The organism is Salinicola tamaricis (assembly GCF_003006155.1).
Lineage (GTDB): Bacteria > Pseudomonadota > Gammaproteobacteria > Pseudomonadales > Halomonadaceae > Salinicola > Salinicola tamaricis.
Genome location: NZ_CP023559.1, coordinates 201,588 through 225,408 on the forward strand (window position 1 = coordinate 201,588; position 23,821 = coordinate 225,408).

The 23,821-nt window shown below is 65.9% G+C and carries 20 protein-coding genes and 2 pseudogenes; 7 read left to right on the plus strand and 15 right to left on the minus strand.

Features of this window, described 5'->3' with window-relative positions:
• Window positions 1-333 precede the first annotated feature (333 nt).
• On the plus strand, window positions 334-1,749 hold the full coding sequence (locus tag CN538_RS00955; protein WP_106418253.1) for a PhoH family protein: 1,416 nt from the start codon (window positions 334-336) through the stop codon (window positions 1,747-1,749).
• 139 nt (window positions 1,750-1,888) lie between these two features.
• On the opposite strand, the gene CN538_RS00960 is transcribed toward CN538_RS00955, so the two are convergent.
• The 3 genes from CN538_RS00960 to CN538_RS00970 are packed head-to-tail and all read right to left on the minus strand — an operon-like array spanning window position 1,889 to window position 3,505.
• Window positions 1,889-2,128: a hypothetical protein gene (locus tag CN538_RS00960; RefSeq protein WP_106418254.1), complete on the minus strand. Its 240-nt coding sequence runs from the start codon at window positions 2,126-2,128 to the stop codon at window positions 1,889-1,891.
• Window positions 2,129-2,185: 57 nt separating this feature from the next.
• Window positions 2,186-2,818 (minus strand): DUF938 domain-containing protein, encoded by a 633-nt coding sequence (locus CN538_RS00965; RefSeq protein ID WP_164999462.1) that lies wholly within the window; start codon window positions 2,816-2,818, stop codon window positions 2,186-2,188.
• A 21-nt stretch (window positions 2,819-2,839) separates the two neighbouring features.
• Window positions 2,840-3,505, minus strand: coding sequence for an alpha/beta hydrolase (locus tag CN538_RS00970; protein WP_106418255.1), 666 nt, complete (start codon window positions 3,503-3,505; stop codon window positions 2,840-2,842).
• Window positions 3,506-3,657: 152 nt separating this feature from the next.
• Between CN538_RS00970 and CN538_RS00975 the strand changes: the two genes are divergently transcribed.
• Window positions 3,658-5,310 (plus strand): alkaline phosphatase family protein, encoded by a 1,653-nt coding sequence (locus CN538_RS00975; RefSeq protein ID WP_106418256.1) that lies wholly within the window; start codon window positions 3,658-3,660, stop codon window positions 5,308-5,310.
• Here CN538_RS00975 and CN538_RS00980 read toward each other — a convergent pair.
• From CN538_RS00980 to CN538_RS01020, 9 genes and pseudogenes are all read right to left on the minus strand, one after another.
• Window positions 5,279-6,268, minus strand: coding sequence for a TerC family protein (locus tag CN538_RS00980; protein ID WP_106418257.1), 990 nt, complete (start codon window positions 6,266-6,268; stop codon window positions 5,279-5,281). The two genes, CN538_RS00975 and CN538_RS00980, sit on opposite strands and share 32 nt — an antisense overlap.
• A gap of 277 nt (window positions 6,269-6,545) precedes the next feature.
• Window positions 6,546-7,412: a formyltetrahydrofolate deformylase gene (purU, locus tag CN538_RS00985; RefSeq protein ID WP_106418258.1), complete on the minus strand. Its 867-nt coding sequence runs from the start codon at window positions 7,410-7,412 to the stop codon at window positions 6,546-6,548.
• Window positions 7,413-7,508: 96 nt separating this feature from the next.
• Complete coding sequence (locus CN538_RS00990) at window positions 7,509-8,189, minus strand: sarcosine oxidase subunit gamma (RefSeq protein ID WP_106418259.1); 681 nt, start codon at window positions 8,187-8,189, stop codon at window positions 7,509-7,511.
• Window positions 8,182-11,217: pseudogene (locus CN538_RS00995) on the minus strand (sarcosine oxidase subunit alpha family protein). Before CN538_RS00995 ends, CN538_RS00990 begins: the two are co-directional and overlap by 8 nt.
• A complete protein-coding gene (locus CN538_RS01000) occupies window positions 11,214-11,603 on the minus strand; it encodes a sarcosine oxidase subunit delta (RefSeq protein ID WP_106418260.1) in 390 nt (129 codons plus the stop codon). The pseudogene CN538_RS00995 and the gene CN538_RS01000 overlap by 4 nt, the downstream one beginning before the upstream one ends.
• Before the next feature lie 180 nt (window positions 11,604-11,783).
• Window positions 11,784-12,867: pseudogene (locus CN538_RS01005) on the minus strand (sarcosine oxidase subunit beta family protein); the annotation flags it as partial.
• Window positions 12,868-13,135: 268 nt separating this feature from the next.
• Window positions 13,136-13,726, minus strand: coding sequence for a DNA-3-methyladenine glycosylase I (locus CN538_RS01010; protein ID WP_106418261.1), 591 nt, complete (start codon window positions 13,724-13,726; stop codon window positions 13,136-13,138).
• Window positions 13,727-13,875: 149 nt separating this feature from the next.
• The gene (gene fdhA / locus CN538_RS01015; protein ID WP_035471891.1) at window positions 13,876-15,069 is read right to left on the minus strand and encodes a formaldehyde dehydrogenase, glutathione-independent; all 1,194 of its coding nucleotides are present in this window, start codon (window positions 15,067-15,069) and stop codon (window positions 13,876-13,878) included.
• A 376-nt stretch (window positions 15,070-15,445) separates the two neighbouring features.
• Window positions 15,446-16,552 carry an FAD-binding oxidoreductase gene (locus CN538_RS01020; protein ID WP_035471889.1) on the minus strand — a complete coding sequence of 369 codons (1,107 nt, stop codon included), beginning with the start codon at window positions 16,550-16,552 and terminating at the stop codon, window positions 15,446-15,448.
• A gap of 358 nt (window positions 16,553-16,910) precedes the next feature.
• Here CN538_RS01020 and CN538_RS01025 point away from each other — a divergent pair, with 358 nt between their 5' ends.
• Window positions 16,911-18,200, plus strand: a complete 1,290-nt coding sequence (locus tag CN538_RS01025; RefSeq protein WP_106418262.1) for an aromatic ring-hydroxylating oxygenase subunit alpha — start codon at window positions 16,911-16,913, stop codon at window positions 18,198-18,200.
• Between the two features lie 125 nt (window positions 18,201-18,325).
• On the opposite strand, the gene CN538_RS01030 is transcribed toward CN538_RS01025, so the two are convergent.
• From CN538_RS01030 to CN538_RS01035, 3 genes are read right to left on the minus strand one after another with little or no spacing between them, the layout of a single operon-like run.
• Entirely contained in the window at window positions 18,326-19,447 is a 1,122-nt protein-coding gene (locus CN538_RS01030) for a TonB-dependent receptor (protein ID WP_164999463.1), read from the minus strand.
• The gene (locus tag CN538_RS20115) at window positions 19,444-20,082 is read right to left on the minus strand and encodes a TonB-dependent receptor (protein WP_164999464.1); all 639 of its coding nucleotides are present in this window, start codon (window positions 20,080-20,082) and stop codon (window positions 19,444-19,446) included. The genes CN538_RS01030 and CN538_RS20115 overlap by 4 nt, the downstream gene beginning before the upstream one ends.
• An 11-nt stretch (window positions 20,083-20,093) precedes the next feature.
• Entirely contained in the window at window positions 20,094-20,453 is a 360-nt protein-coding gene (locus CN538_RS01035; protein WP_207233577.1) for a Plug domain-containing protein, read from the minus strand.
• Window positions 20,454-20,866: 413 nt separating this feature from the next.
• Here CN538_RS01035 and CN538_RS01040 point away from each other — a divergent pair, with 413 nt between their 5' ends.
• The 4 genes from CN538_RS01040 (at window position 20,867) to fhuB (ending at window position 23,793) form a co-directional block, all read left to right on the plus strand.
• Window positions 20,867-21,574, plus strand: coding sequence for an ABC transporter substrate-binding protein (locus CN538_RS01040; protein WP_164999465.1), 708 nt, complete (start codon window positions 20,867-20,869; stop codon window positions 21,572-21,574).
• On the plus strand, window positions 21,526-21,765 hold the full coding sequence (locus CN538_RS01045) for a TroA family protein (protein ID WP_106418266.1): 240 nt from the start codon (window positions 21,526-21,528) through the stop codon (window positions 21,763-21,765). The genes CN538_RS01040 and CN538_RS01045 overlap by 49 nt, the downstream gene beginning before the upstream one ends.
• On the plus strand, window positions 21,762-22,085 hold the full coding sequence (locus CN538_RS23895; RefSeq protein ID WP_277985070.1) for an iron chelate uptake ABC transporter family permease subunit: 324 nt from the start codon (window positions 21,762-21,764) through the stop codon (window positions 22,083-22,085). The genes CN538_RS01045 and CN538_RS23895 overlap by 4 nt, the downstream gene beginning before the upstream one ends.
• Window positions 22,086-22,176: 91 nt before the next feature.
• Window positions 22,177-23,793, plus strand: a complete 1,617-nt coding sequence (gene fhuB, locus CN538_RS01050) for a Fe(3+)-hydroxamate ABC transporter permease FhuB (protein WP_277985071.1) — start codon at window positions 22,177-22,179, stop codon at window positions 23,791-23,793.
• Window positions 23,794-23,821: the final 28 nt, after the last annotated feature.

Below are 23,821 nucleotides of genomic sequence, written 5' to 3' on the forward strand. Positions count from 1 at the left end.
AAGATCGGTGGTCAGCTCAAGAAAAGCCCTAACTCGAAAAAGCCCCGCCCGGTGCGGGGCTTTTTGCTGCCTGCCCGGCATGAAAAGCGTCGGGCGAACCGCAACGCAGCGGACCTGCACTGGGAGCGACACTAATTTCCGTTTGCGGGGGTAGAAGTTTCTGTCGCTTAGGCCCATTCTGAGATCGACTCCGTTACGTCAGGGAGGTAACGCCGACACCGTTCTTGCGTCCGACACGACAGTGGCACTGACGGAGTCTCCTGCCCGACATCGACTTGTCACGGCACTCTGTCAGGGTCGAGAAGCCTTGAACTCACAGGAGTGCTTTTGCCGATGGTGCGTATCGACAAGAAAGCGAACAGGCTCTACGTACTGGACACCAATGTCCTGATCCACGACCCCGCAGCCCTTTACCATTTCGAAGAGCATGATGTGGTCATCCCCATGACCGTGCTCGAGGAGCTCGACAAGCACAAGAACGGCATGCGCGAGATCGCTCGCACCGCCCGTCAGATCAGCCGCACACTTTCCGATCTCACCGCCCACGTCACCCCCGAGGAGATTCAGCAAGGCATTCCCATCCCGCGTGCCAGCGGCGAACCCGCAGGCCGCCTGCGCTTCCTCTGCTATCAGGATCTGGAGCCACTGGAGACCCTGGAGAACTCTCCGGACAATCGCATTCTCGCCGAAACCTGTCGCCTGCGCCGTGACCGCCCGGACGCCTCGGTCATCCTGGTGACCAAGGATATCAATCTGCGGGTCAAGGCCGCCGCGCTCAAGGTACCGGTGGAGGACTACCTCAGCGACAAGGCCTTCGACGATCTCGACGCCATGATCGAGGGCGCCAAGGTCTACGCCGACGCCGGCCGCGACGGCCACGGCCTGTGGGAGTCGCTGGACGTCGAGGTGATGGTCGAGCGCGCCGAGGGGCATACCCTCTACCACCTGGAAGGCGCGATACCCGACGATTGGCATGTCGGCATGCTGGTCTCCGACAGCGACAACGGCGCCGACTTCGAGGCGATCGTGCGCAGCCACTCGCCGCGCCGCGCCACCCTGCAGCTGCTCACCAACTACCGTCATCACGACGGCGTCTGGGGCGTCCACGCCCACGACAGCCGCCAGAACTTCGCCCTCAACCTGCTGATGGACCCGGAGATCGACTTCATCACCCTGGCCGGCAGCGCAGGCACCGGCAAGACCTTCATGGCCCTGGCCGCGGCCTTCCAGCAGACGCTGGACGCCAAGCAGTTCGAACGCATCGTGTTCACCCGCGCGCCCATCCCCATGGGCGAGGACATCGGCTTTCTGCCCGGCACCGAGGAGGAGAAGATGTCTCCGTGGATGGGTGCCTTCCACGACAACATGGATAACCTGCTGCGTGACGAACGCGAGGGCTCGACCAGCTGGAGCGACGGTGCCACCCGCCAGCTGATCGGCTCACGGGTGCAGATCCGCTCGCCCACCTTCATGCGCGGGCGCACGCTCAACGATACCTTCCTGATCATCGACGAGGCCCAGAACTTCACCCCCAAGCAGCTCAAGTCGCTGGTCACCCGGGCCGGGCGCAACACCAAGATCGTCTGCCTGGGCAACGTCGGCCAGATCGACACGCCCTATCTCACCGCCAACACCTGCGGCATGGCCGCGGTGGTCGAGCGCTTCCGCAACTGGCCCCATGCCGGACACATCACGCTCAAGAGCGTGGAGCGTTCACGCCTGGCGCTGGCGGCCGAAGAGCTGCTGTAACCCCGATGAGATCCAGACGGCGGGGGCTCGCCCCGCCGCTCTCAGAGATCTGCAACACGCCCCAATGAATAGACAACCCCCATACGAAAAAGCCCCGGCACTCGGCCGGGGCTCTCTGACGTCAGCGTCGTATCACGCGTCACTCGTCGTCGCTATCGGGCTTCTTGTTGTTGATCACATCCTCGATCAACTGCTCGGACTCGCTGCGCGGGGTCTCGTCGAGAATCCGCTCGGCCTGGTCCCAGGCGCACACCTCGGTATTGCACGAGGTGCAGAAGACCCCATCGTCGGGCTGCTTGGCCTGGGAGACCTTCATCATGTGGTTGCCGCAGTTGGGGCAGCCCTTGGGCATCCGGAATTCCACGGAAAAGTCTGACACGGCGTTACTCCTTGTCGGCCGTCGGGAATGAACTTCAGTGTAGTCGAGTTGCGCCGCTCAGGCCTGGGCGACGCGGCGCCACACCAGGCAGAGGTTGTTGGCCGGCATCTCGTGCACCTGCAGCGCCTCCAGCCCGGCCTCGGCGGCCAGCGCTTCCAGCGCCGTCAGCTTGCGAATCCCCCAGCGCGGATCACGCGCGCGCAGCGCCTCGTCGAAGCGGGCGTTGCTCGCAGCCAGCGGTATGTCGGCGCACTTGAACGGCCCATAAAGCACCAGCATGCCCCCAGGCGGCAGCTGGCGGCCGGCGCCGGCGAACAGCGCTTCTGCCACCGCCCAGGGCGCGATATGCACCAGATTGAAGGCGCACACCGCGGCCAGTTCCGCGATCTCGGGCCACTCGGCGGTGACATCGAGCGCCAGCGGCGCCAGCAGGTTGGGCGGCGCGGCGGCCTCGCGCCAGGCGGCGATCGAGCGCAGCGCCTCCGGGCTGGTGTCCGAGGGCTGCCAGCGCAGACCGGGCAGCGCCTCGGCCAGGTAGACGGCGTGCTCACCGCTGCCGCTGGCGATCTCCAGCACGCTGCCGCGGGCCGGCAGCACCTGACGCAGGATCTCGCCGATGGGCCCGCGATTGCGCTGCGCTGCCGGGCTCGACAGCCTAGGATCGTCGGAGGCGCCGCCGATATCGTCCATGCTGTGCATCGCGATACCCGCTCAGCCCAGCCGCGCCTGGAGCCAGGCCGCGATGTCGCTGGCCTGCTCGGGGCACAGGCTATGGCCCATGTCGTAGGTGCGATAGTGCACCGGATAGCCCAGCGCCTCGACCCGCTCGGCGCCCTCGCGTCCCAGCGCTTCGGGCACCACCGGATCGGCGCTGCCATGGTGTACCTCGATCGGCAGCTGACGATTTTCCTCAGCCAGCGCGATGCTGTCGGCGGTGGCGAAGTAGGTCGAGAGCGCCAGCAGCCCGCCCAGCGGCTGCGGGCACGACAGTGCCGCCTCGTAGGCCACCGCCCCGCCCTGGGAGAAACCGGCGACGATGATCCGCCGGCTGTCGATGCCGGCCTCGATCTGTGCCTCGATCAGTCCCTGCACCCGCTCGGCGGAGGCACGCAGTTGAGCGACATCGACCCGTCGTCCCAGATTCATCTCGAGAATGTCGTACCAGGCCGGCATGCTCATGCCACCGTTGACGGTGACCGGCAACTGCGGCGCATGCGGCAGCACGAAGCGCACCGAAAGCGTCGCATCCAGACCCAGCGCCGGCACCAGCGGCTCGAAGTCGTGGCCGTCGGCACCGAGGCCGTGGAGCAGAATGACGCAGGCGTCGGCGGCGCGGCCGTGACTCGGCTCGACGATGAGTTCCTGGGCGGATGGCATGGCAGCACTCCCTGTCGCGTGAAATCGTTAGTTTAACGTGGCTGCCACCACCCTGCCCACGACGATTGACTGAGCGGCGCGCGCAGCGCCCGAACAATGCGCAGTGCTATGCTCGGGCCAAGACTTCCCGCTTACTGGATTCAGGACGAATCATGACGCTTTTCCCCGAGTCGGCCAGGGCCAAGGCCGGCTGGCGCCTGCTGCTGGCGTGGTTACTGCTCAACGCTCTGCTGCTCACCCCCGAACTTCCTTGGGCCGGTTTCCCCCCGCGCCACTGGCTGGCACTGGAGGCGCCGCTGCTGATCGGCCTGCTCCTGTTGCTGCCACCGTCACGTCCGCGTCAATGGGCCTGTGCCGGGGTTGCCCTGATCGGCGTGAGCATCACCCTGGGCGCGCTCAGCGATGGCCTGATGCAGGCCATGCAGGGGCGCTCGATCAACCTGTATACCGATCTGTCGCTGCTGCCGATCCTGATCGAGCTGCTGGTCGCCAATCTGGGCCTGGCGCTGACGCTGGCTGTGACCTGCGGCCTGGGGCTGGCGCTGTTCGCGGTCGGCTGGGCGCTGAGCACGCTGCTGGCGGCGAGCCACCGCTCTCGACTCCCGCGCGGGGTGGGGGTAGCGCTGCTGGCACTCGGTGCCGGCGGCCTGGCGCTGCAGCACGCCGGGCGCCTCGACGCCACGCGTATCGGCAGCCCGGCACTGGGCTTCGTGACCTTCGAGTGGCAGCGCGCCATGGAGACTCGCCACGCACTGGCGGCGTTCGGCGGCCAGCTCGAGAACGATCCTGGCGCGCGAGCGCTGCCGGGGCTGGCAGGGGTCGACGTGGTGCTGGGCTTCATCGAGTCCTACGGGGTGGCCGCGATCGAGCGCGAACCGTTCGCCGACGAGATCCGCCCGCGCCTGGCGCGGATAGAATCCGAGCTGGCCGCGTCGGGGCTCTCGATGGTCACCGGCCGGGTCACCGCCTCGACCCTGGGCGGCCAGTCCTGGCTCAACCACGCCACGCTGCTCAGCGGGCTGCCGATCACCTCGCAGCTGCGCTTCGAGCTGATGCTCAACCGCCATCGCTCGACCCTGGTCGACGACTTCACCGCCAGCGCCCACCGCACCCTGGCGGTGATGCCGGGGATCATCCGCGACTGGCCCGAAGGCCGCCAGCTCGGCTACGACGAGATCCACACCGCCGACAGCCTCGGCTACCGCGGGCCGCCGATGGGCTGGGCCAGCATGCCCGATCAGTTCACCTGGAAACGTGTCGGCGACTATCTGGACGCGGCCTCGGCAAGCGCCACCGGGACGTCGTCGCGTGCCACCTTCGTCGAGCTGGCCACCCTCTCCAGCCACGCCCCCTGGTCACCGGTGATCACACTGGTCGACTGGGACAGCGTCGGCGATGGCCAGGTATTCTCGCGCTGGGCCGGTGCCGGCGACGACTACGCCTCGCTGTGGCAGAACACCGAGGCGATGCGCGCCCACTATGCGCCGGCCATCGACTACGCCCTGCAGGCGGCGGCAGGCTTCGCCGAGCGCCAGGTCGGAAAGCATACGCTGATGCTGATCCTCGGCGATCACCAGGCCGCGCCGAGCATCATCGGCCCGCACCCGGGCCGGGACGTACCGCTGCACGTGATCAGCGGCGACCCGGCGCTGCTCGAGGGGCTTCTCCACAACGGTTTCCGGCCCGGTGCGTTGCCGCCCGGGCCGGAACAGGCCATTCCCATGTCGCAGATCCGCGCGCTGCTGCACCGGATCTATGCCGCATCGCCGGCGCTCAGCCGGCCTGCTGCTGCCCGCGGCTCTTGATCAGGCTAGCCACGGTGGTGACCACCAGGGTGCCGACGATGATCGTCATCGACAGCCAGATCGGGATCTCCGGCACCAGATGCAGCGGCTGGCCGTCGTTGATGAACGCCAGATTGTTGGTGTGCATCGCCTCGATGATCAGCTTGACCCCGATGAACGCGAGGATCAGCGACAGCCCGATGCCCAGATAGACCAGGCGTGACAGCAGCCCGCCAATCAGGAAATAGAGCTGGAGCAGGCCGAGCAGTGCGAAGGCGTTGGTAGTGAAGACGATATAGGGCTCCTTGGTCAGCCCGTAGATCGCCGGGATCGAATCCAGCGCGAACAGCACATCGGTCATGCCCAGGGCCACCACCACCATGAACAGCGGCGTCACCAGTCGCTTGCCGTTTTGCACCGTGATCAAGCGGTCGCGATCATAGGTGTCGGTGGCGGGAAGCCGCTTCTGCACGAAGCGCACGATGGCGTTGGGCTCGTACTCCTCGTTGCTGTCGTGGCCACCTGCGCCCTCGCGCATCAGTTGAACCGCGGTATACAGCAGGAACAGCCCGAACAGATAGAACATCCAGCTGAATTGGGCGATCGCCGCCGCCCCCACTGCAATGAAGGCGCCGCGCATGAGCAGCGCGATCACGATGCCGATCAGCAGCGCCTTCTGCTGATAAGCCGGTGGCACCGCGAACTTGGACATGATGATCAGGAAGACGAACAGATTATCGACCGAGAGGCTCTTCTCGGTGATGAAGCCGGCGAAGTACTCGGCGCCGTGCTGCGGCCCCCAGACCCACCATAGCCCGCCGCCGAAGAGTACGGCGAGGGCGACGAAGAACACCGACCACCAGGCCGCTTCGCGGAAGGTGGGTTCGTGCGGCTTGCGCACGTGGGCGTAGAAATCGAAGACGAAGAGTGCAGCGATGCCGGCAATCGTAGCCAGCCAGACCCATAGGGGGACATGCATGAGGAAACCTCCGGTTGACGGTGAACGTCACCGAAAGTCTCTCCCGCTGACCGCGGCACCCGCTGGGTGCCCGAACAACCGATGATACCGGGGCAATGTGGCCCGTGCTGACGACATCATCGAACCGGCGGCGCACGCGGCGCCGGCGGTGGGATACTCCCCTTCCGTGCCCGCGCATTGTGGCCCGCCGCCAATGGCAGAGCAAGGAAAAAAGCCCGTGGAAACACGGGCTTTTTCAGCTTTTCGACAGGCGCCGGCGGGATGCGCCGAGGCGCGCTCAGCCGGAGAGCACCACCGTGCGCCCGGCATGCAGGAAGACGCGCTTCTGCAGGTGGTAGCGCACCGCCCGCGCCAGGGTCAGGCACTCGATGTCGCGTCCACGTGCCACCAGATCTTCCGGGTAGTGGGCATGGTCGACCGCCTCGACGCCCTGGGCGATGATCGGCCCTTCATCGAGATCGTCGTTGATGTAGTGGGCAGTGGCGCCGACCAGCTTCACGCCCTTCTCGTAGGCCTGGTGGTAGGGTTTGGCACCCTTGAAGCCGGGCAGCAGTGAGTGGTGGATATTGATCGCGTGGCCGGCGAAGTGGTGGCACAGCTCGGGCGACAGCACCTGCATGTAGCGCGCCAGGATCACCAGCTCCGCCCCGCTCTCCTCGACCACCCGGCGCACCTCGGCCTCCTGCTCCGCCTTGGTCTCCGGGGTGATCGGCAGATGGTGATAGGGCAGCCCATGCCACGCCGCCAACGGCTCCAGATCCGGATGGTTGGAGACGATGGCACGCACATCGATCGCCAGCTGCCCGGTGCGATAGCGATAGAGCAGATCGTTGAGGCAGTGGTCGGTCTTGGAGACCATGATCACCACCGGCAGGCGATAGTCCGGCGGGGTCAGCTCGAAGTGCATGTCGAACGCCGATGCCCGCGCCGTGAACAGCTCGCGGAAGTCGTCGCCATGGAAGTCGGCCTGCTCCGGCAGAAAAGCCGCGCGGATGAAGAACTGCCCGCCACGGTAGTCGTCGAAGGAGTGCAGCTCGGTGATATAGCAGCCCTGCTCCTTGAGGAAGCGGGTCACCACGTCCACCGTGCCCAACCGACTGGGGCACTGGGCGGACAGAATCCAGCTATTGTTTTCAGAGTGCATGTTGGCTCCCGCTGCGCGCTGCCGAGATGCCAGACGCTGATCAGATAAGGCGTCTCGACAGGGCCAGGCCCCCGCCACGACGGGGGCGCTCGATGGTCAGGGCGACGCGGATTCCACGCGCAGCCCGTACTCGCGCCCGGCATCCCGCAGCCAGCGCACGCAGTAGTCGGCGAAGCTGCGCCGCACCACCAGCTCGAAGCGCTCTTCGCTGGGACGCCGCAGCACCACGCTGGTCTTGGCGAAGACGGTGCCTACCGCCTTGCCCACCGTCAGCCCATGCTCGTGGACGTCGTAGGTGACCGACTTCATCAGCAGCTCGCGCGCCTTCTCGCCGGAGAGCTCCAGCAGGGTCTGGCCGCCGCCAACGTTGACGATGGCGAAGTGGGCATCCCCCAGCCGCGCGCGCAGCCGATTCTCCAGCTCGAACTCCTCGCCGGCGGGCACGATCACCAGCCACTCGTCCGGCGAGACCCACTGCACCGAACGGCTGCCCTCGGCGTCGAGCACCAGCCCCAGCGGCTTGCCCGGCAGGCTCACGCCGAGCTCGGCACGCACCGCCTCGTCGAGGGTGATGGCACCGCCGCGCAGCACCAGATGACCGAGGAACGGCCGTTCGACCACTCGGATCTGCTCGGCGGCACCACCTTCCTCGGTGACGCGCCCCTGTACCCGGCTCCACTGCAGCGGCGACTCGGGGGTGACGCCGGCGTCAGCGCCCGGATGCGTATCGAAAGTGGCGGCGTTGCCGCCATTATCTTCAGAACGGGCTTCAGACATTCTGGCGCTCTCCCTTGGGATCGATGAAGACGGTACTCACGACTTCGGCCTGGTGGACACTGCCATCGGACATCGGCAGATAGACGGTCTCGCCCATCCGGTTGCGTCCGCCCTTGAGCACCGCCAGCGCGAAGCCGCTCTCCAGTACCGGGCTGTAATAGCTCGAGGTGACGTGGCCCATCATGGTCATGGGAATCTTCTGCTCGGGGTCGAGCACGATCTGCGCCCCCTCCTCGAGGACCACCTTGGGGTCCTTGGGCTTGAGCCCCACCAGCTGCTTGCGATCCTCGCGGGCGGTGTCCGGACGCGTCAGCGCGCGCTGGCCGATCCACGAGAACGGTTTGTCGTAACCCACCGCCCAGTGCATGCCCAGATCCTCCGGGGTCACCGAGCCGTCGGTGTCCTGACCGGCGATGATCAGCCCCTTCTCGGCACGCAGCACGTGCATGGTCTCGGTGCCGTAGGGCGTGAGGTCGTACTTCTCGCCATGGGCGAAGAGCGCCTTCCACACGTGCATGGCGTAGTTGGCCTGGACGTTGATCTCGAACGCCAACTCGCCGGTGAAGGAGATACGGAACACCCGTGCGGGGACGCCGGCGACCTTGCCCTCCTTCCAGTCCATGAACTTGAACTGCTCACGGTCGAGGTCGATATCGGTCACTTCCGACATCAGCTTGCGCGCGTCCGGACCGGTCACGGTCATGGTCGCCCAGTGGTCGGTGACCGAGTTGAAGTAGACCTGCAGTTCCGGCCATTCGGTCTGATGCCACAGCTCCAGCCACTCCAGCACGCCGGCGGCGCCGCCAGTGGTGGTGGTCATCAGGAAGTGATTTTCGGCCAAGCAGCTGGTAGTCCCGTCGTCCATCAGCATGCCGTCGTCTTTGCACATCAGCCCGTAGCGTACGCGCCCCGGTGCCAGCTTGGCCCACTTGTTGGTGTAGACCCGGCCCAGGAACTCACGCGCATCCGGCCCCTGGATGTCGATCTTGCCCAGGGTCGAGGCGTCGAGGATACCCACACCGCGGCGCACCGCGAGGCACTCGCGCGCCACTGCCTCGTGCATCGTCTCCCGCTTGCCGTTGACCCGGCGCGGGAAGTACCAGGGGCGCTTCCACTGGCCGACATCCTCGAACTCGGCGCCGTTCTCCACGTGCCACTGGTGCAGCGCGGTATAGCGCTCGGGATCGAACAGATCGCGGCAGTGGCGGCCGACGATGGCACCGAAGCTGACCGGGGTGTAGTTGGGACGGAAGACCGTGGTCCCCACCTCGGGAATCGAGCGATTGAGGCAGCGCGCGGCGATCGCCATACCGTTGATGTTACCCAGCTTGCCCTGGTCGGTGCCGAAGCCCAGCGCGGTGTAGCGCTTGACGTGCTCGATCGACTCGAAGCCCTCGCGGGTCGCCAACTCCACGGCGGCTGCGGTGACATCGTTCTGCAGATCGACGAACTGCTTGGGCGCGCGCAGCGGCGGCTTCTCGTGGGGGATCTGATAGAGCGCGCTGGTCGGCGACTCCTGGCGCACCGCGACCTCGGGTACCGCGATCGCCGCGGCCTCCTCGAAGCCCGCCGCACGCGCTGCTTCAGCACCGACATCGGCGCCGTCGGTGAGCGTCTCGCCAAGGGCATAGACGCCATGAACGCCGCCGGCAAAATGCATGCCCTTGACCTCGCCGGGCACGAAGCCGAGCAGGTCGTCGCGCCACTGCGGGCGCTTGCCGGTGTGCGAGGCCAGGTGGACCACCGGGCTGTAGCCGCCGGAGCTGGCGATGGTATCGCACTCGAGTGTCTCGACCTTGCCGGTCACCACGAAGCGCTCGGTGTCGATCGCTACCACCTTGGCCCCGCTGACGCGCTGGCTGCCGGTGGCCTCCATCACGGCGCTGCCGGTGATGACCCGGATACCGGCGTCGCGGGCCTGCTTGACCAGATCGCCGTCCGGCTTGGCGCGCGAGTCGACCACCGCGACCACCTCACGGCCAGCCTCCTGCCAGTCCAGCGCCGTGCGGTAGGCGTGATCGTTGTTGGTGGAGAGCACCAGGCGCTGCCCCGGCACCACCCCATAGCGGCGGATATAGACAGAGATCGCCCCCGCCACCAGGTTGCCGGGCACATCGTTGTTGGCGTAGACCAGCGGGCGCTCGTGGCTGCCGCTGGCCAGTACCACGCGCCGGCACGCACCCGGTGCAGCCGTGCACGCACTTCACCTTCGCGACCGGCGCCCGCGGCGGTATCGGCGAGGTGCTCGGTGCGCCGCTCGTGCAGGGTGACGAAGTTGTGGTCGTGATAGCCGTTGGCGGTGGTACGCGGCAGCAGCGTGACGTTGGCCAGACCGGCGAGTTCGGAGAAAACCTGTTCGGCCCAGGCGCTGGCCGGGGCGCCGTCGATCGATTCACGGCTGTCGAGCAGCGAACCGCCCATCTCTTCCTGCTCGTCGCACAGGATCACCCGCGCACCGGCACGCGCAGCGAGAGCGCGGCGGCAAGCCCGGCGGGGCCGGCACCGATCACCAGCACGTCGCAGTGCTGATTGAAATGGTCGTAGATATCCGGGTCGGCTTCGGTGGGCGCACGGCCAAGGCCGGCCCCCTTGCGGATGAACTTCTCGTAGGTCATCCACATCGAGGCCGGGGCCATGAACGTCTTGTAGTAGAAACCCGGCGGCATGAAGCTGCCACCCAGCTTGCCGACCCAGCTCATGACATCGCGCTGCACGTTCGGCCAGCCGTTGGTACCGCGTGCCACCAGGCCGTCATACAGCGCCTGCTGGGTGGCACGCACGTTGGGAACCTGAGCGGCTTCGCTGGCGCCGAGCTGGACGATGGCATTGGGCTCTTCCGGCCCGGCGGCGGTGATCCCGCCGGCCGCGAATACTTGAAGCTGCGGTTGACGATATCCACGCCGTTGGCCAGCGCCGAGGCCAGGGTATCCCCGGCGAAGCCGGTATATTGCTGGCCGTTGAAGATGAACGACAGCCGCCGCGAGCGGTCGATGCGCCCGCCCTGATTGAGACGGTTGGACTGGGTCATGACGGCGTCTCCTCGTTGAGCCGGCTGTTCTCGGGCTGTGCGCCCACGGTCTGCCAGCCGCCGTCGGCGGTCTGCACGCCCTGCTCGCGGCGCACCTCGGCGTTGGCGGCGGTGATGCTCGGCTGCTCGCCCATGCGATAGGTCTCGAGAATCTCGTAGGTCGCGGTGTCGCGAGTGATATTGAAGAACTTGCGACAGCCCAGGCGGTGCACCCACATCTCGTGGTGAATACCGCGCGGGTTGTCACGGAAGAACAGGTAGTCGCCCCACTCCTCGTCGCTCACGCTGGCGGGATCGGCCGGCCGGACAAGGTGTGCCTGACCGCTGGGATGGAACTCCTCTTCCTCGCGGTACTCCTGGCAGTAGGGACAGAAGATATGAAACATGGTGTGCTCTCCTCAGTGCGCCACGCCGGCGGCGCCGTGTTCATCGATCAAGGCGCCGGTATTGAACCGGTCGATGGAGAACGGCGCCGCGATGGGGTGCATTTCCCCTTTAGCCAGACTGGCTGCAAAAACGTGTCCGGAGCCGGGGGTGGCCTTGAAGCCACCGGTGCCCCAGCCGCAGTTGAAATAGAGTCCCTTGACCTGGGTCTTGGACAGAATCGGGCAGGCGTCGGGGCAGGTATCGACGATGCCGCCCCACTGCCGGTTCATGCGCACCCGCGAGAACATCGGGAACATCTCGACGATCGCCTGCAGGGTGTGCTCGATGGTGGGGAAGCTGCCGCGCTGGCCGTAACCGAGGTAGCCGTCGATCCCTGCGCCGATCACCAGGTCGCCCTTGTCGGACTGGCTGACGTAGCCGTGCACGTGGTTGGACATGGTGACGGTGTTGAGAATCGGCTTGAGCGGGCTCGGAGACCAGCGCCTGCAACGGATGCGACTCCAGCGGCAGCTTGAGCCCGGCCATCTTGGCCAGCACACCCGAGTTGCCTGCGGCCACGCAGCCCACCGTATGCGCTTCGATATCGCCGCGGTTGGTATGCACGCCGTAGACCTGGCCGTCACGGATCTTGAAGCCGGTCACCTCAGTGTTCTGCAACAGGTCGACACCCAGCGCATCGGCGCCGCGGGCGAAGCCCCAGGCCACCGCGTCGTGACGCGCGACCCCGGCACTCTTCTGCCACGAGGCGCCCATGATCGGGTAACGCGCGCTCTTGGAGATATCCAGCGCCGGCTCGATCTCCTTGATCTGCTCGGGGGTCACCACCTCGCTGTCGATGCCGTTGAGGCGGTTGGCATTGACCCGGCGCTGCACGTCACGCATGTCCTGCAGGGTATGCGCCAGGTTGAGCACGCCGCGCTGAGAGAACATCACGTTGTAGTTGAGATCCTGCGATAGCCCCTTCCACAGATCGAGGGAGTGGTTATAGAGCTGTGCCGCCTCGTCCCACAGATAGTTGGAACGCACGATGGTGGTGTTGCGCGCGGTATTGCCGCCGCCCAGCCAGCCCTTCTCGATCACCGCCACATTGGTGACGCCGAACTCCTTGGCGAGGTAGTAGGCCGTCGCCAGACCGTGGCCGCCACCGCCGACGATGATCACGTCGTAGCGCTTCTTGGGCGTGGGGTTGCGCCAATGGCGCTGCCAGTTCTCGTGGTGGCTGAGCGCGTGTTTGACCAGGCTGAAACCGGAATAACGTTGCATGGGGACCCTCTCTACGTCGCTCGTCGCCGTGGCGACACGCGGTCGGCGTGCGGTGATTTTCCGCGATGGTATCGCCCGCCCGGGGGAGCATGATGCTCTGCCACGTCACGCTAGAGTGCGTTTGCGACATGGCCTGACGATTTGCGACAGCGGCATGCGACGAGAGGCGTACGGGGATAGCGGTATCCGAGGGTGAGAGCAGCAGAAACGCCGCCGCCATGCCTGGCAAGGCGGCGATCCGACCGGCAAGAACAATCCGGATAGCGTTTCAGCCCATGGCCGCCACGGGCTTGCGGCGATGGCAACCCTCGGCGTGGTCGTTGACCATGCCGACGGCCTGCATCCAGGCGTAGACGATCACCGGCCCGACGAACTTGAAGCCGCGCTTCTTGAGCGCCTTGGAGATATCGACAGAGAGCGGCGTCTGGGTGGGAACCGAACCGTCGCTGCCGATAGAGTCCTGAATCGGCCGCCCACCGACCATGCCCCACAGGAAGTCGGCGAAATCCTCGCCGCTGTCGCGCATGGCGAGATAGGCGCGGGCGTTACCGATGGTCGCCTCGATCTTGGATCGCGAGCGCACGATGCCGGCGTTGCCGAGCAGGCGCTCGACGTCGGTCTCGTCATAACCGGCGATACGCCCGGGGTCGAAGCCCTCGAACGCCTCGCGGAAGGCGTCGCGCTTCTTGAGGATGGTGAGCCAGGAAAGCCCGGCCTGGAAGCCGTCGAGGATCAGCTTCTCCCACAGCGCCCGGCTGTCATATTCGGGCACGCCCCACTCGGCATCGTGGTAGGCGGCATTCAGCGGGTGTGTCTGCGCCCAGGCACAGCGCGGAAGATCAGGGTCGGATACGGTCATGCTCGGCTCTCTGCGACGGGTGGCGGTGGCCCTCGATTCTGCCGCCCGGCGCGGCCAAAACCAAACGCAAAACGGCCGGAAGCGCCCGCAGGCGCTTCCGGCACGTCACACTCGCCCTGACCTCGGGCGGCGTCAGTCAGGCTTCGGGATCAGCCGAGGGTCCCGTGGGGGTCGATCACGAACTTCTTGGCTGCCCCGCCATCAAAGGCGGCGTAGCCCTTGGGCGCGTCGTCGAGCGAGATGGTCTGAACGTTGACCGCCTTGCCGATATGCACGCGCTCGTGAAGGATCGCCTGCATCAGCTGACGCTGATAGCGCATCGCCGGGGTCTGGCCGGTGTGGAACGACATCGCCTTGGCCCAGCCCAGCCCGAACTTCATCGAGATGTTGCCGTGCTTGGCATCCTCGCTCTCGGCGCCCGGGTCTTCGGTCACGTAGAGCCCCGGAATACCCACGGCACCGCCGGCCTGGGTGATCTCCATGGTTGCGTTGAGCACCGTCGCCGGCTGCTCGTGGGCGTGATTGTGGCCGTGGCAGTTGGCTTCGAAGCCCACCGCGTCGACCGCGCAGTCCACCTCCGGCACGCCGAGCACCGATTCGATCAGATCGGACATGCTGGCGTCCTGCTTAAGGTCGAGCCCTTCACAGCCGAAGCTGCGCGCCTGCTCGAGACGCTGATCGTTCATGTCGCCGACGATCACGCAGGCCGCGCCCAGCAGTTGCGCCGAAACCGCCGCCGCCAGGCCCACCGGACCCGCACCGGCGATATAGACGGTCGAGCCGGGCTTGACGCCGGCAGTGACACAACCGTGGAAGCCGGTGGGGAAGATGTCGGAGAGCATGGTCAGATCGAGGATCTTCTCCAGCGCCTGCTCCTTGTCCGGGAACACCAGCAGCTGGAAGTCGGCGTAGGGCACCATCACATACTCGGCCTGCCCGCCGACCCAGCCGCCCATGTCGACATAACCGTAGGCGCCGCCGGCACGGTCGCCGTTGACGTTGAGACAGATATGGGTGTCGCCACGCTTGCAGTTGCGGCAGCGGCCGCAGGCGACGTTGAAGGGCACCGAGACGACATCGCCGACCTTGATGAACTCGACATCGCGTCCGCACTCGACCACCTCACCGGTGATCTCGTGGCCCAGCACCAGGCCTTCCGGCGCGGTGGTACGGCCGCGAACCATGTGCTGATCGCTGCCGCAGATATTGGTGGTCAGAACCTTGAGGATGACACCGTGCTGGCACTGACGGCTGCCCAGTGCGAGTTCCGGGAACGCGATGTTCTCGACGGCGACTTTACCGGGGCCGCGATAGACGACGCCGCGATTGGCGGGTGAAGACATGACGTGAACTCCTGTGGCTGGTCTCTGGCTGCCGTCGCGTCCGACCGTCTGGCGGGGCGGATCCGGAACAACAGACGTGGGTCAGCGTAAGAGCCCCCGCCCCGGGGGAGATGTCTGGTTGCGCCACCGGGTGACGCAACGACGACAGTGGCGATGTCTAAGGTCTTAGGCACTGCACGACAACGGCCTTCGCCCGCCGACTTTTCGGACACAGCCCAAGCGTGGCATGAGACGCACCCGGGGGGCCGGCGTCCGAAACCGGCCCCAGGGCATGGCGAGACCGGAGGTGGGTGCTGCGCGAGCAGCGATCGCCTAGCAGCGATCACCTGGCAACAAGCGACTCGCCCCGACCTGCAGGCCGGGGCGGGATCGGCGATCAGTAGTCGATCACCACCTTGCCCTTGGGCTTGGAGCAGCAGGAGAGAATGTAACCCTCGGCTTCGTCCTCCTCGGTGATCCCGCCGTTGTGCTCCATCTCCACCTCGCCTTCGAGCTTCATCACCCGGCAGGTGCCGCAGATCCCCATGCCGCACGCCTTGGGGATGTGCAGCCCCAGCTTGGCGGCGGCGGCGTGGATGGTTTCGCTCTCGCCGATACGGATGCTCTTGCCGCTGCTGGCGAACTCCACCGGCGTCAGATCGGCGACATCGACCTCTTCGGCCTCCGCCTCGGCCTGCTCGGCCAGCTCGATGACATCCTCCTGGACACCCAGCGGCGTGGCCCCGAACGACTCCTGGTGGTAGTGGGCCATGTCGAAGCCGTCTTCCAACAGCACCTGACGCACCGCCTGCATGAACGGTGCCGGGCCACAGCAGAAGATCTCGCGTTCGAGATAGTCCGGCGCCATCAGGCTCAGCATCTGACGCGACAGGTAGCCGCGGAATCCGGCCCAGGCCTGGCTCAGCTCGTCGCTACGCTCGCACACGATATGCAGGCGGAACTCCGGCAGCCGCGAGAACATGTGCACCAGCTCGCGGTGATAGATGATGTCGTTGGGCGCCTGCGAGCAGTGCACGAACTCCAGATCCACCGCAGCATTGGTATCGAAGAACCAGCGGGTCATCGACATCAGTGGGGTGATGCCGACCCCGCCGGAGAGCATCAATACCTTTTCCGCCGGGTGGTCGATGACGTTGAAGTCGCCCACCGGGCCGTGCACGACCATCTCGTCACCGGCACTGAGGTTGTCGTGCAGCCAGTTGGAGACCTGGCCACCCGGCAGTCGCTTGACCGTGATCGAGAAGCTGTAGGGGATCGAGGGCGAACTCGAAATGGTGTAGGAACGCATGACCTGCTTGCCCGCGATTTCAAGCTCCAGGGTGACGAACTGCCCCGGCTTGAAGAAGAACATTACCGGCTGATCGGCCATGAAGCAGAAAGTCTTGACGTTCCACGTTTCCTGGATGACTTTGACGCAGCGCACCTGGTGGCGGCCGTTGGTCCAAGTCTGAGTTGTGACCGGATTGAAAAATTGCATCGTCATGGCACTCGATCAGGGGAAGCGGCCACAGCGCCCACTTCCGGTGGGTTACCTCATGGCCGGATTCTGAGCACGCCGGCCGGGTACGACTTTCCCGTCAACGACACGGGCATGCCAGCCACCCCCAACCCCGGCACTCTTTCGTCGATTGGGCCGCCGTATCGTGCCCCGGGGAAAACGCCACCGGTCGCCCTGGTATCGACGAATGTCGCGGCTGGACAACTTCCAAGCTATCGCCTGAGCGACACTCCGCCGAACGGATCGAATCGCTACAGCCTAGCCACGCGCCGCCACACCCAGGTCGATCCCGCCGATGGGCTCGGGAAAGACCCACAATATATTGTTTGATGAGGATGCGACCATGTCACCACTTCCACGCGACAGCCTGGATGACTCTCTCAGCGCGACCCGCAAGGCCGTGGCGGATATGCTGGAACAGCGTAACCCGACCTATTCGCTGCCCCAACCCTTCTACAACGACCCGCGCCTGTTCCAGGTCGATATGGAGGAGATCTTCGAGAAGCAGTGGCTGTTCGCCGGCATGAGCTGCGAAATTCCCGCCAAGGGCAACTACTTCAAGCTCGAAGTGGGCAGCAACTCGATCATCATTCTGCGCGGCGCCGAAAACAAGATTCACGCCTTCCACAACGTCTGTCGTCATCGCGGCTCGCGCCTGTGTCTCAAGGACAAGGGCAAGGTGGCCAAGCTGGTCTGCCCCTACCATCAGTGGACTTACGAACTCGATGGTCGCCTGCTGTTCGCCGGCAGCGACATGGGCGACGACTTCGACATGAGCGCCTTCGGCCTCAAGCCGGTGGCGGTGAAGAGCGCCGGCGGTTTCGTGTTCATCAACCTGAGCGAGAATCCCGAGCCGATCGACGACTTCCTGGTCTCGCTCGAGCACTACCTCTCGCCCTACGACATGGACAACGTCAAGGTCGCGGTGGAGTCCAACATCGTCGAGCGCTGCAACTGGAAGCTGGTGATCGAGAACAATCGCGAGTGCTACCACTGCAGCGGTTCGCACCCGGAGCTGCTCAACTCGCTGATCGAGTTCGACGACACCGACGACCCGCGCTCCACCGGCGAATATCGGGATCTGGTCGCGCGCAAGCAGGCCGACTGGACCGCCTGCGAGGTGCCCTGGCAGCTGGCGCGCTTCGGCAAGCGCAACCGCCTGACGCGCACGCCGCTGCTCGACGGTATCGTCTCGATGACCCTGGATGGCAAGCCCGGCTGCAACAAGCTGATGGGTAACATCCCCAATGCCGACATGGGCTCGCTGCGTATCCTGCACCTGCCCAACTCGTGGAACCACTTCATGGGCGATCACGCGGTGGTCTTCCGCGTCCTGCCGCTGGGCCCGCAGGAGACCCTGGTCACCACCAAGTGGCTGGTGCACAAGGATGCCGTGGAAGGCGTCGACTACGACCCGGCGCGCCTGCGCCAGGTGTGGGATGCCACCAACGAGCAGGATCGCCGTCTGGCGGAAGAGAACCAGCTCGGCATCAATTCGCTGGCCTATCAGCCCGGCCCCTACTCGCAGACCTACGAGTTCGGCGTCATCGACTTCGTCAACTGGTACAGCGAAACCATGCGCGAAAATCTCGGCGTACCCGCCTCGACCCCGCTGCAGGTGGCTTCGCAGTAACGCCATGGTGCTCAGCGCGGCTTACTGACGACCTATCCATCGCGCCAGACCCATGATGCCAGCTCCATGAAAAAGGCGCCTCCCTCGGGAGGCGCCTTTTCATTGATGGTCATGCTATCCGAGGACTAGAACTCCACGGTTGCCGACAACTTCAACGTCCGCGGCTCGCCCTGGATCAGATAACCGGCAAAGGCCGTGGACGCGCCAGCCCAGTAATCTTCATCGGTGACGTTGTCGATACCGGCACGCCATACCCAGTCAGCACCACCGATCGGCGTGGTGTAGCGCACACCCAGGTCCAGTCGCGTCCACGGGTCCAGCTCGAGATCGTTGCTGGCATCGGCATACTGTGTCCCGGTATGAATGACACGACCGGTCGCGGTGAGGGCGGTCGACATGCGGGACATCCCACTCGCTGCCCAGCACGACACGGTACTCGGGCACCCCGGTCGCATGGTTACCCTCGTGCCATCCTGGGTCTTGGTCAGTTCGGCATCGATCCAGGTCGCGCTGCTGAACAGACGCAGACCCTCGAGGGGTTCACCGTAAAGGCTGAGCTCGACACCACGGTTGCGCTGCTCGTTATCTAGACTGCCGACACCATCGACGACCGCTGCCGTCGGTAGTTCGATCTGAAACAGGCTGATGCCGCCGCCAATGTCGCCATAATCGAACTTGCTGCCCACTTCATACTGCTTGGCGTGGGCAATGCCCAGGTATTCGCCATAGTTCGAGGCCGTGTTATCGGTGACGGTGCCGCCATCCTGCAACGCCTCGACATAGTTGGCATAGAGCGACACGTTGGACGTCGCCTTGAAGACGACACCCACTGCAGGCGTGACACGGCGGTCGGCATAACGGTTGTTACCACCCGCGTTGGGACGCTCGTCGACTTCCAGCTCTTGATAGCGCGCCCCCAGGGTCAGCAAGACGCGATCATTCAGGAAGCCCAGCGTATCGCTCAGGGTGACACCTTGAGAGCGGGTGCGTGTCACACTGCCACCCACAGAAGGGTCGCCCTGCGGCCGCGACAGATCCTGCGGATCGTAGATATTGGTCGTACCCGCCGCCAGGAAGCTCCAGTCGGAATCGAACTTGCGGTAAGCGCTGGAGTAAGCGAGCGTCACGTCGTGGCTCACCGGCCCAGTAAGGACATAACCACGGACCCCCGCCTGACTGGCGAAGTTATCGATGTGATTGCCGGTCTCGAAATCGTTGACGCTGGCGTTGCCGTTGTCATCGGTCAATCTCGGGTTCGCCGAGACGATATTCGATGGTGCGATTTGCGGTTCCCGCCGACCGCAGCAAAGGCGGTCCAGTCGTTGTTCAGGTCGTACTCGCCGCGCACCATGCCGAAATTGGTCTCGAGCGCGGAGCCGCCGAAGGCGGGTGTGTAGTTCGAGGAGGCATCCGGCACCGAAGGCACTTCCGTCGCCGCCCCGGTGTAGAGGCTGGAGCGAGCGCCCTCCAGGGTCGATTTCTGATGGCCGACATCGAACAGAACGCGTCCCCGTTCGCCACGGTAGTCGAGGCCGACGACGACCGAGGTGTCGCGCTGGTTCTCGTCATCGATGGCAGTATCGCCGCGGCCACGCATGGCGCTGACCCGCGCGCCCCACTGCTTCTGGTCACCGAAACGTCGGCTCGCATCGACACCCACCTCGCCGTAGCTGTCGGAACGATAGCCGCTGGAGAGCTTTAGCATCGGCTCGTTACCGGCATGCTTGGGCTCGATATTCACGGTGCCACCGATCCCCCCGTTGCCCCCGATGGGAATACCCGAGGTGAAGGCGCTGGCCCCTTTGAAGACTTCGATACGCTCGGCAATATCGCTGTTGATGAGCTGGCGCGGGAGCACGCCATAGAGGCCGCCGTAGGCCACGTCATCCCCGTTCAGATCGAAGCCGCGAATCTTGAAGGCTTCCCCGTAGATGATACCATACCCTGACCGACGCTCACGGAGGCGTCGTTTTGCAGCGTATCGCCCAGGGTTTGCGACTGCTGGTTCTCGATCAGCTCGCTGGTATAGCTGGTGACGCTGAACGGGATGTCCATCGCATCCTTCTCACCCAGCAGGCCGACACGACCACCTGCGGCGATCTGGCCACCGGCAAAAGCCGGCGGCGGCGTATCGCCATAGGTCGGTACCGTGCCAGTGACGGTCACGGTATCCAGCGACGACGCATCCGCCTCGCTCTGCGCCCAGGCCGGTGTCACCAGGGGTGCACTCCCCATGGCAACGATCGTCAGCACGTGACGAGCCTGAAGCCGGCTCGCCGAAGAAGAGTTCCCTGATGACATGGTCTAGTCCCCTAGTCCCGTTGTTTTGATGAATCGTTCTGACGAATCGTTCTGATGAATCGTTCTGAGGAACCGCTTTGAGGCATCGTCTTGATGATTCGGCGCGAGGCACGGCCGCTCGTCGAGCGCCCGAATCGAACGTATGCGCCACGTCGGGCTATTCTAGACCGCTTTGTGACGGATGAAAATGCGAATGCTTCTTAGACGTACTCATAACAAACTCTCGTGTAGCGATTGATAACGATTGTCATTCGATCTACCATCACTCGCGGTCGCCGCCCCCGACAGGCGGCCCCTCAACCGCCCATGCCGCCACGCGAGGCCGGGCATCCCGCGCTCGAACCCCGCTGTCAGGAACCGTCACGTTGCCGCGAGTTCGTCCTTCACGCCCAGCCGTCGTCACCCGAATCGCGCTGCTGGTGGGCGTATGGCTGCTGCTGACGGCATCCGTCCAGGCCGCCGCCACGCCGCGCATCGCCGCCGCCAACTGGTCCTCCGCCGAGACGCTGATCGCCCTCGGTGTCGCCCCCTACGCGGTGGCGGACATCGCCAACTATCGCAAGTGGGTCAGCGCCCCGGCGATACCGGCAGAGACGATCGACATGGGGCTGCGCAACCAGCCCAATCTCGAACTGCTGGCCCAGCGCCCGCCGGATCTGCTGCTGACCAGTGCGCTGTTCGTGCGCGACGATCAGCGTCTCGCACGGCTGATGCCGGTGGAGATCGTGGACAATTTCTATACCGGTAAGGACTACTTCGCTGGCACCTGCGCCATGACCCGCCGTATTGGCGAGCTGGTGGGCCGGGAGGCGGCGGCCGAGGCGTTGATCGCACGCACCGAGCTCGAGCTCGCGACGGCTGCGAAAGCCCTCGCCGACAGCACTCGGCCGGTCTACGTGGTGCAGTTCGCCGATGCCCAGCACGTGCGCGTCTTCGGCGCCGGCAACATGGTCGGCACGCTGTTCGAACGCACCCCGCTCATCAACGCCTGGCAGGGCCGACCAACGGCTGGGGCTTCGCCAGCGTGCCGATCACCCGCCTGGCCGAGCACCCCGAGGCGCGCATCGTGGTGATCAAGCCCTACCCGCGCAACGTCGCCGCCGAACTCGCCGACAACCGGGTCTGGCAGCTGTTGCCCGCGGTGCGCGCCGGCCGCGTCAGCGAGATCGAGCCGGTCTGGACCTTCGGCGGCCTGCCCTCGCTATCGCGCCTGACCAGTGAGCTGGTGGCGGCGCTGCAGCCCGCGGCAGCGGAGCATCCATGAACACACATCCCCTGCCAGGCTCGGCCCTGCGCCGCTCGCTGCTGCGCCAATCCCCGCTGGGGCTGGTCGCAGCCATGGGCGTGCTCGCCGCCGTGCTCGGCTATCTCACCCTGGTATCGCAGTTCGGCGATCTCGCCGGCCACTGGTGGCAGGCGGCGCTCGCCCCCGACGAGGAGAATATCCGCCAGGTGGTGCTGCACTACACCTTCCTGCCGCGCCTGTGCGTGGCGCTCTTGGGGGGGGCCGGGCTGGCGCTGGCCGGCTGCCTGATGCAGCAGGTGCTGCGCAATCCGCTCGCCTCACCGGCCCCCTGGGGGTGACCAGCGGCGCCCAGTTGGCGCTGGTGATCGCCCCCTGTGGGGGCCGAGCTGGCTGCTGGCCGGCCGCGAGTGGATCGCCCTGGGCGGCGGGGTGCTGGCCACCCTGGTAGTACTGGCACTCTCCTGGCGCCGGCGGCTAGCGCCGATGGTGGTGGTGCTCTCCGGTATGGTGGTGAGCCTCTATATCAGCGCTCTCAACAGCGCGCTGCTGCTGTTCCACCAGGAGAGTCTCGCCGGGCTGTTCATCTGGGGCTCGGGGTCGCTGTCCCAGAACAACTGGGAGGACACCCGATTTTTGCTCGTGCGCCTGCTCGTCGCGCTGGGGCTGGCGTGTATGCTGCTGCGCCCGCTGGCGCTGCTCGATCTCGAAGAAGAAGGCGCCAAGAGTCTGGGGATCTCACTGCGCAACCTGCGTATCGCCGGTCTCGGACTGGGGATCTTCATCACCGCCTGCGTGGTGAGCGCAGTGGGCCTGATCGGGTTCGTGGGGCTCGCCGCGCCGGCCATCGCGCGCCTGGCCGGGGCGCGGACCCTGGGCCAGCGGCTGGGCTGGTCGATGGCGATCGGCGCCCTGCTGCTGCTACTGACCGACCTGGTAGTGCAGCAGCTCTCGCCGCTGACTGCCTCGATGCTGCCCACCGGGGCGATGACCGCGGCCCTCGGCGCGCCGCTGCTGCTATGGCTGCTGCCCCGCCTCAAGCTCGCCGGCACGCGCCCCCAGCCGAGCGCCGGGCTGGTCCTGCCACGACGCGCCGACCCGCGCCGCCGGCTGTGGCTGCTGAGCGCACTCGCGGTCATCGCCGTGGTGGTGGCACTGGGCTTCGGCTTCAGCCTCGATGCCCACGGCGCCCATCCGGCCTGGGTGGGCTGGGGCCAGCTCGACCTGGTGATCGATTGGCGCCTGCCACGGGTGGCCACTGCCGCCGCCGCCGGACTGCTGCTGGCCGCCGCCGGCACCTTGCTGCAACGCATGACCGGTAACCCCATGGCGAGCCCGGAAGTGCTGGGGATCAGCGCCGGAGTCGCCATTGGGGTCATCGTGCTGATGCTACTGCCGCTGGGGATCGCGCCGCTGAGCGGCGGGGTCACCGGCTTTGCCGGAGCGGTGGCCGCGCTGCTGGTGCTGGTGGCATGCAACCGGCGCAGCGGCTTCGTGCCGGAGCGACTGCTGCTCACCGGGATCGCGATCACCGCCCTGCTCGACGCCCTGCGCGCCATTGTGCTGTCGAGCAACGACCCGCGGGCCCAGCAGCTGCTGGCGTGGCTGGGCGGTTCGACCTACTACGCCAGCCTCACCTCGGCGGGGGTGATCGTCGGGGTGGCGCTGGCACTGTTCGCCCTCACCTTGCCGCTGGGCCGCTGGCTGACGCTACTCCCGCTCGGCGCCCCTACCGCCAGGGCACTGGGCGTGGATGTAGATCGCAGCCGACTGGTGCTGCTAGCGCTGGTGGCACTGCTCACCGTGGCCGCCACCCTGGTGGTGGGGCCGCTCTCGTTCATCGGCCTGCTGGCCCCGCACATGGCGCGATTGATGGGCCTGCATCGGGCCCGCCATCAGCTACTCGGGGCGGGGCTTTTGGGCATCGTGGTGATGGTGCTGGCGGACTGGCTGGGGCGTAATCTGTTCTTCCCCTACCAGTTACCGGCGGGGCTGATCGCGGCCCTGATCGGGGGGATGTATTTTATGTGGGGCTTACGCAAGATTTGAGCGGCCGCAGTGCCCGGCACGGGCACTG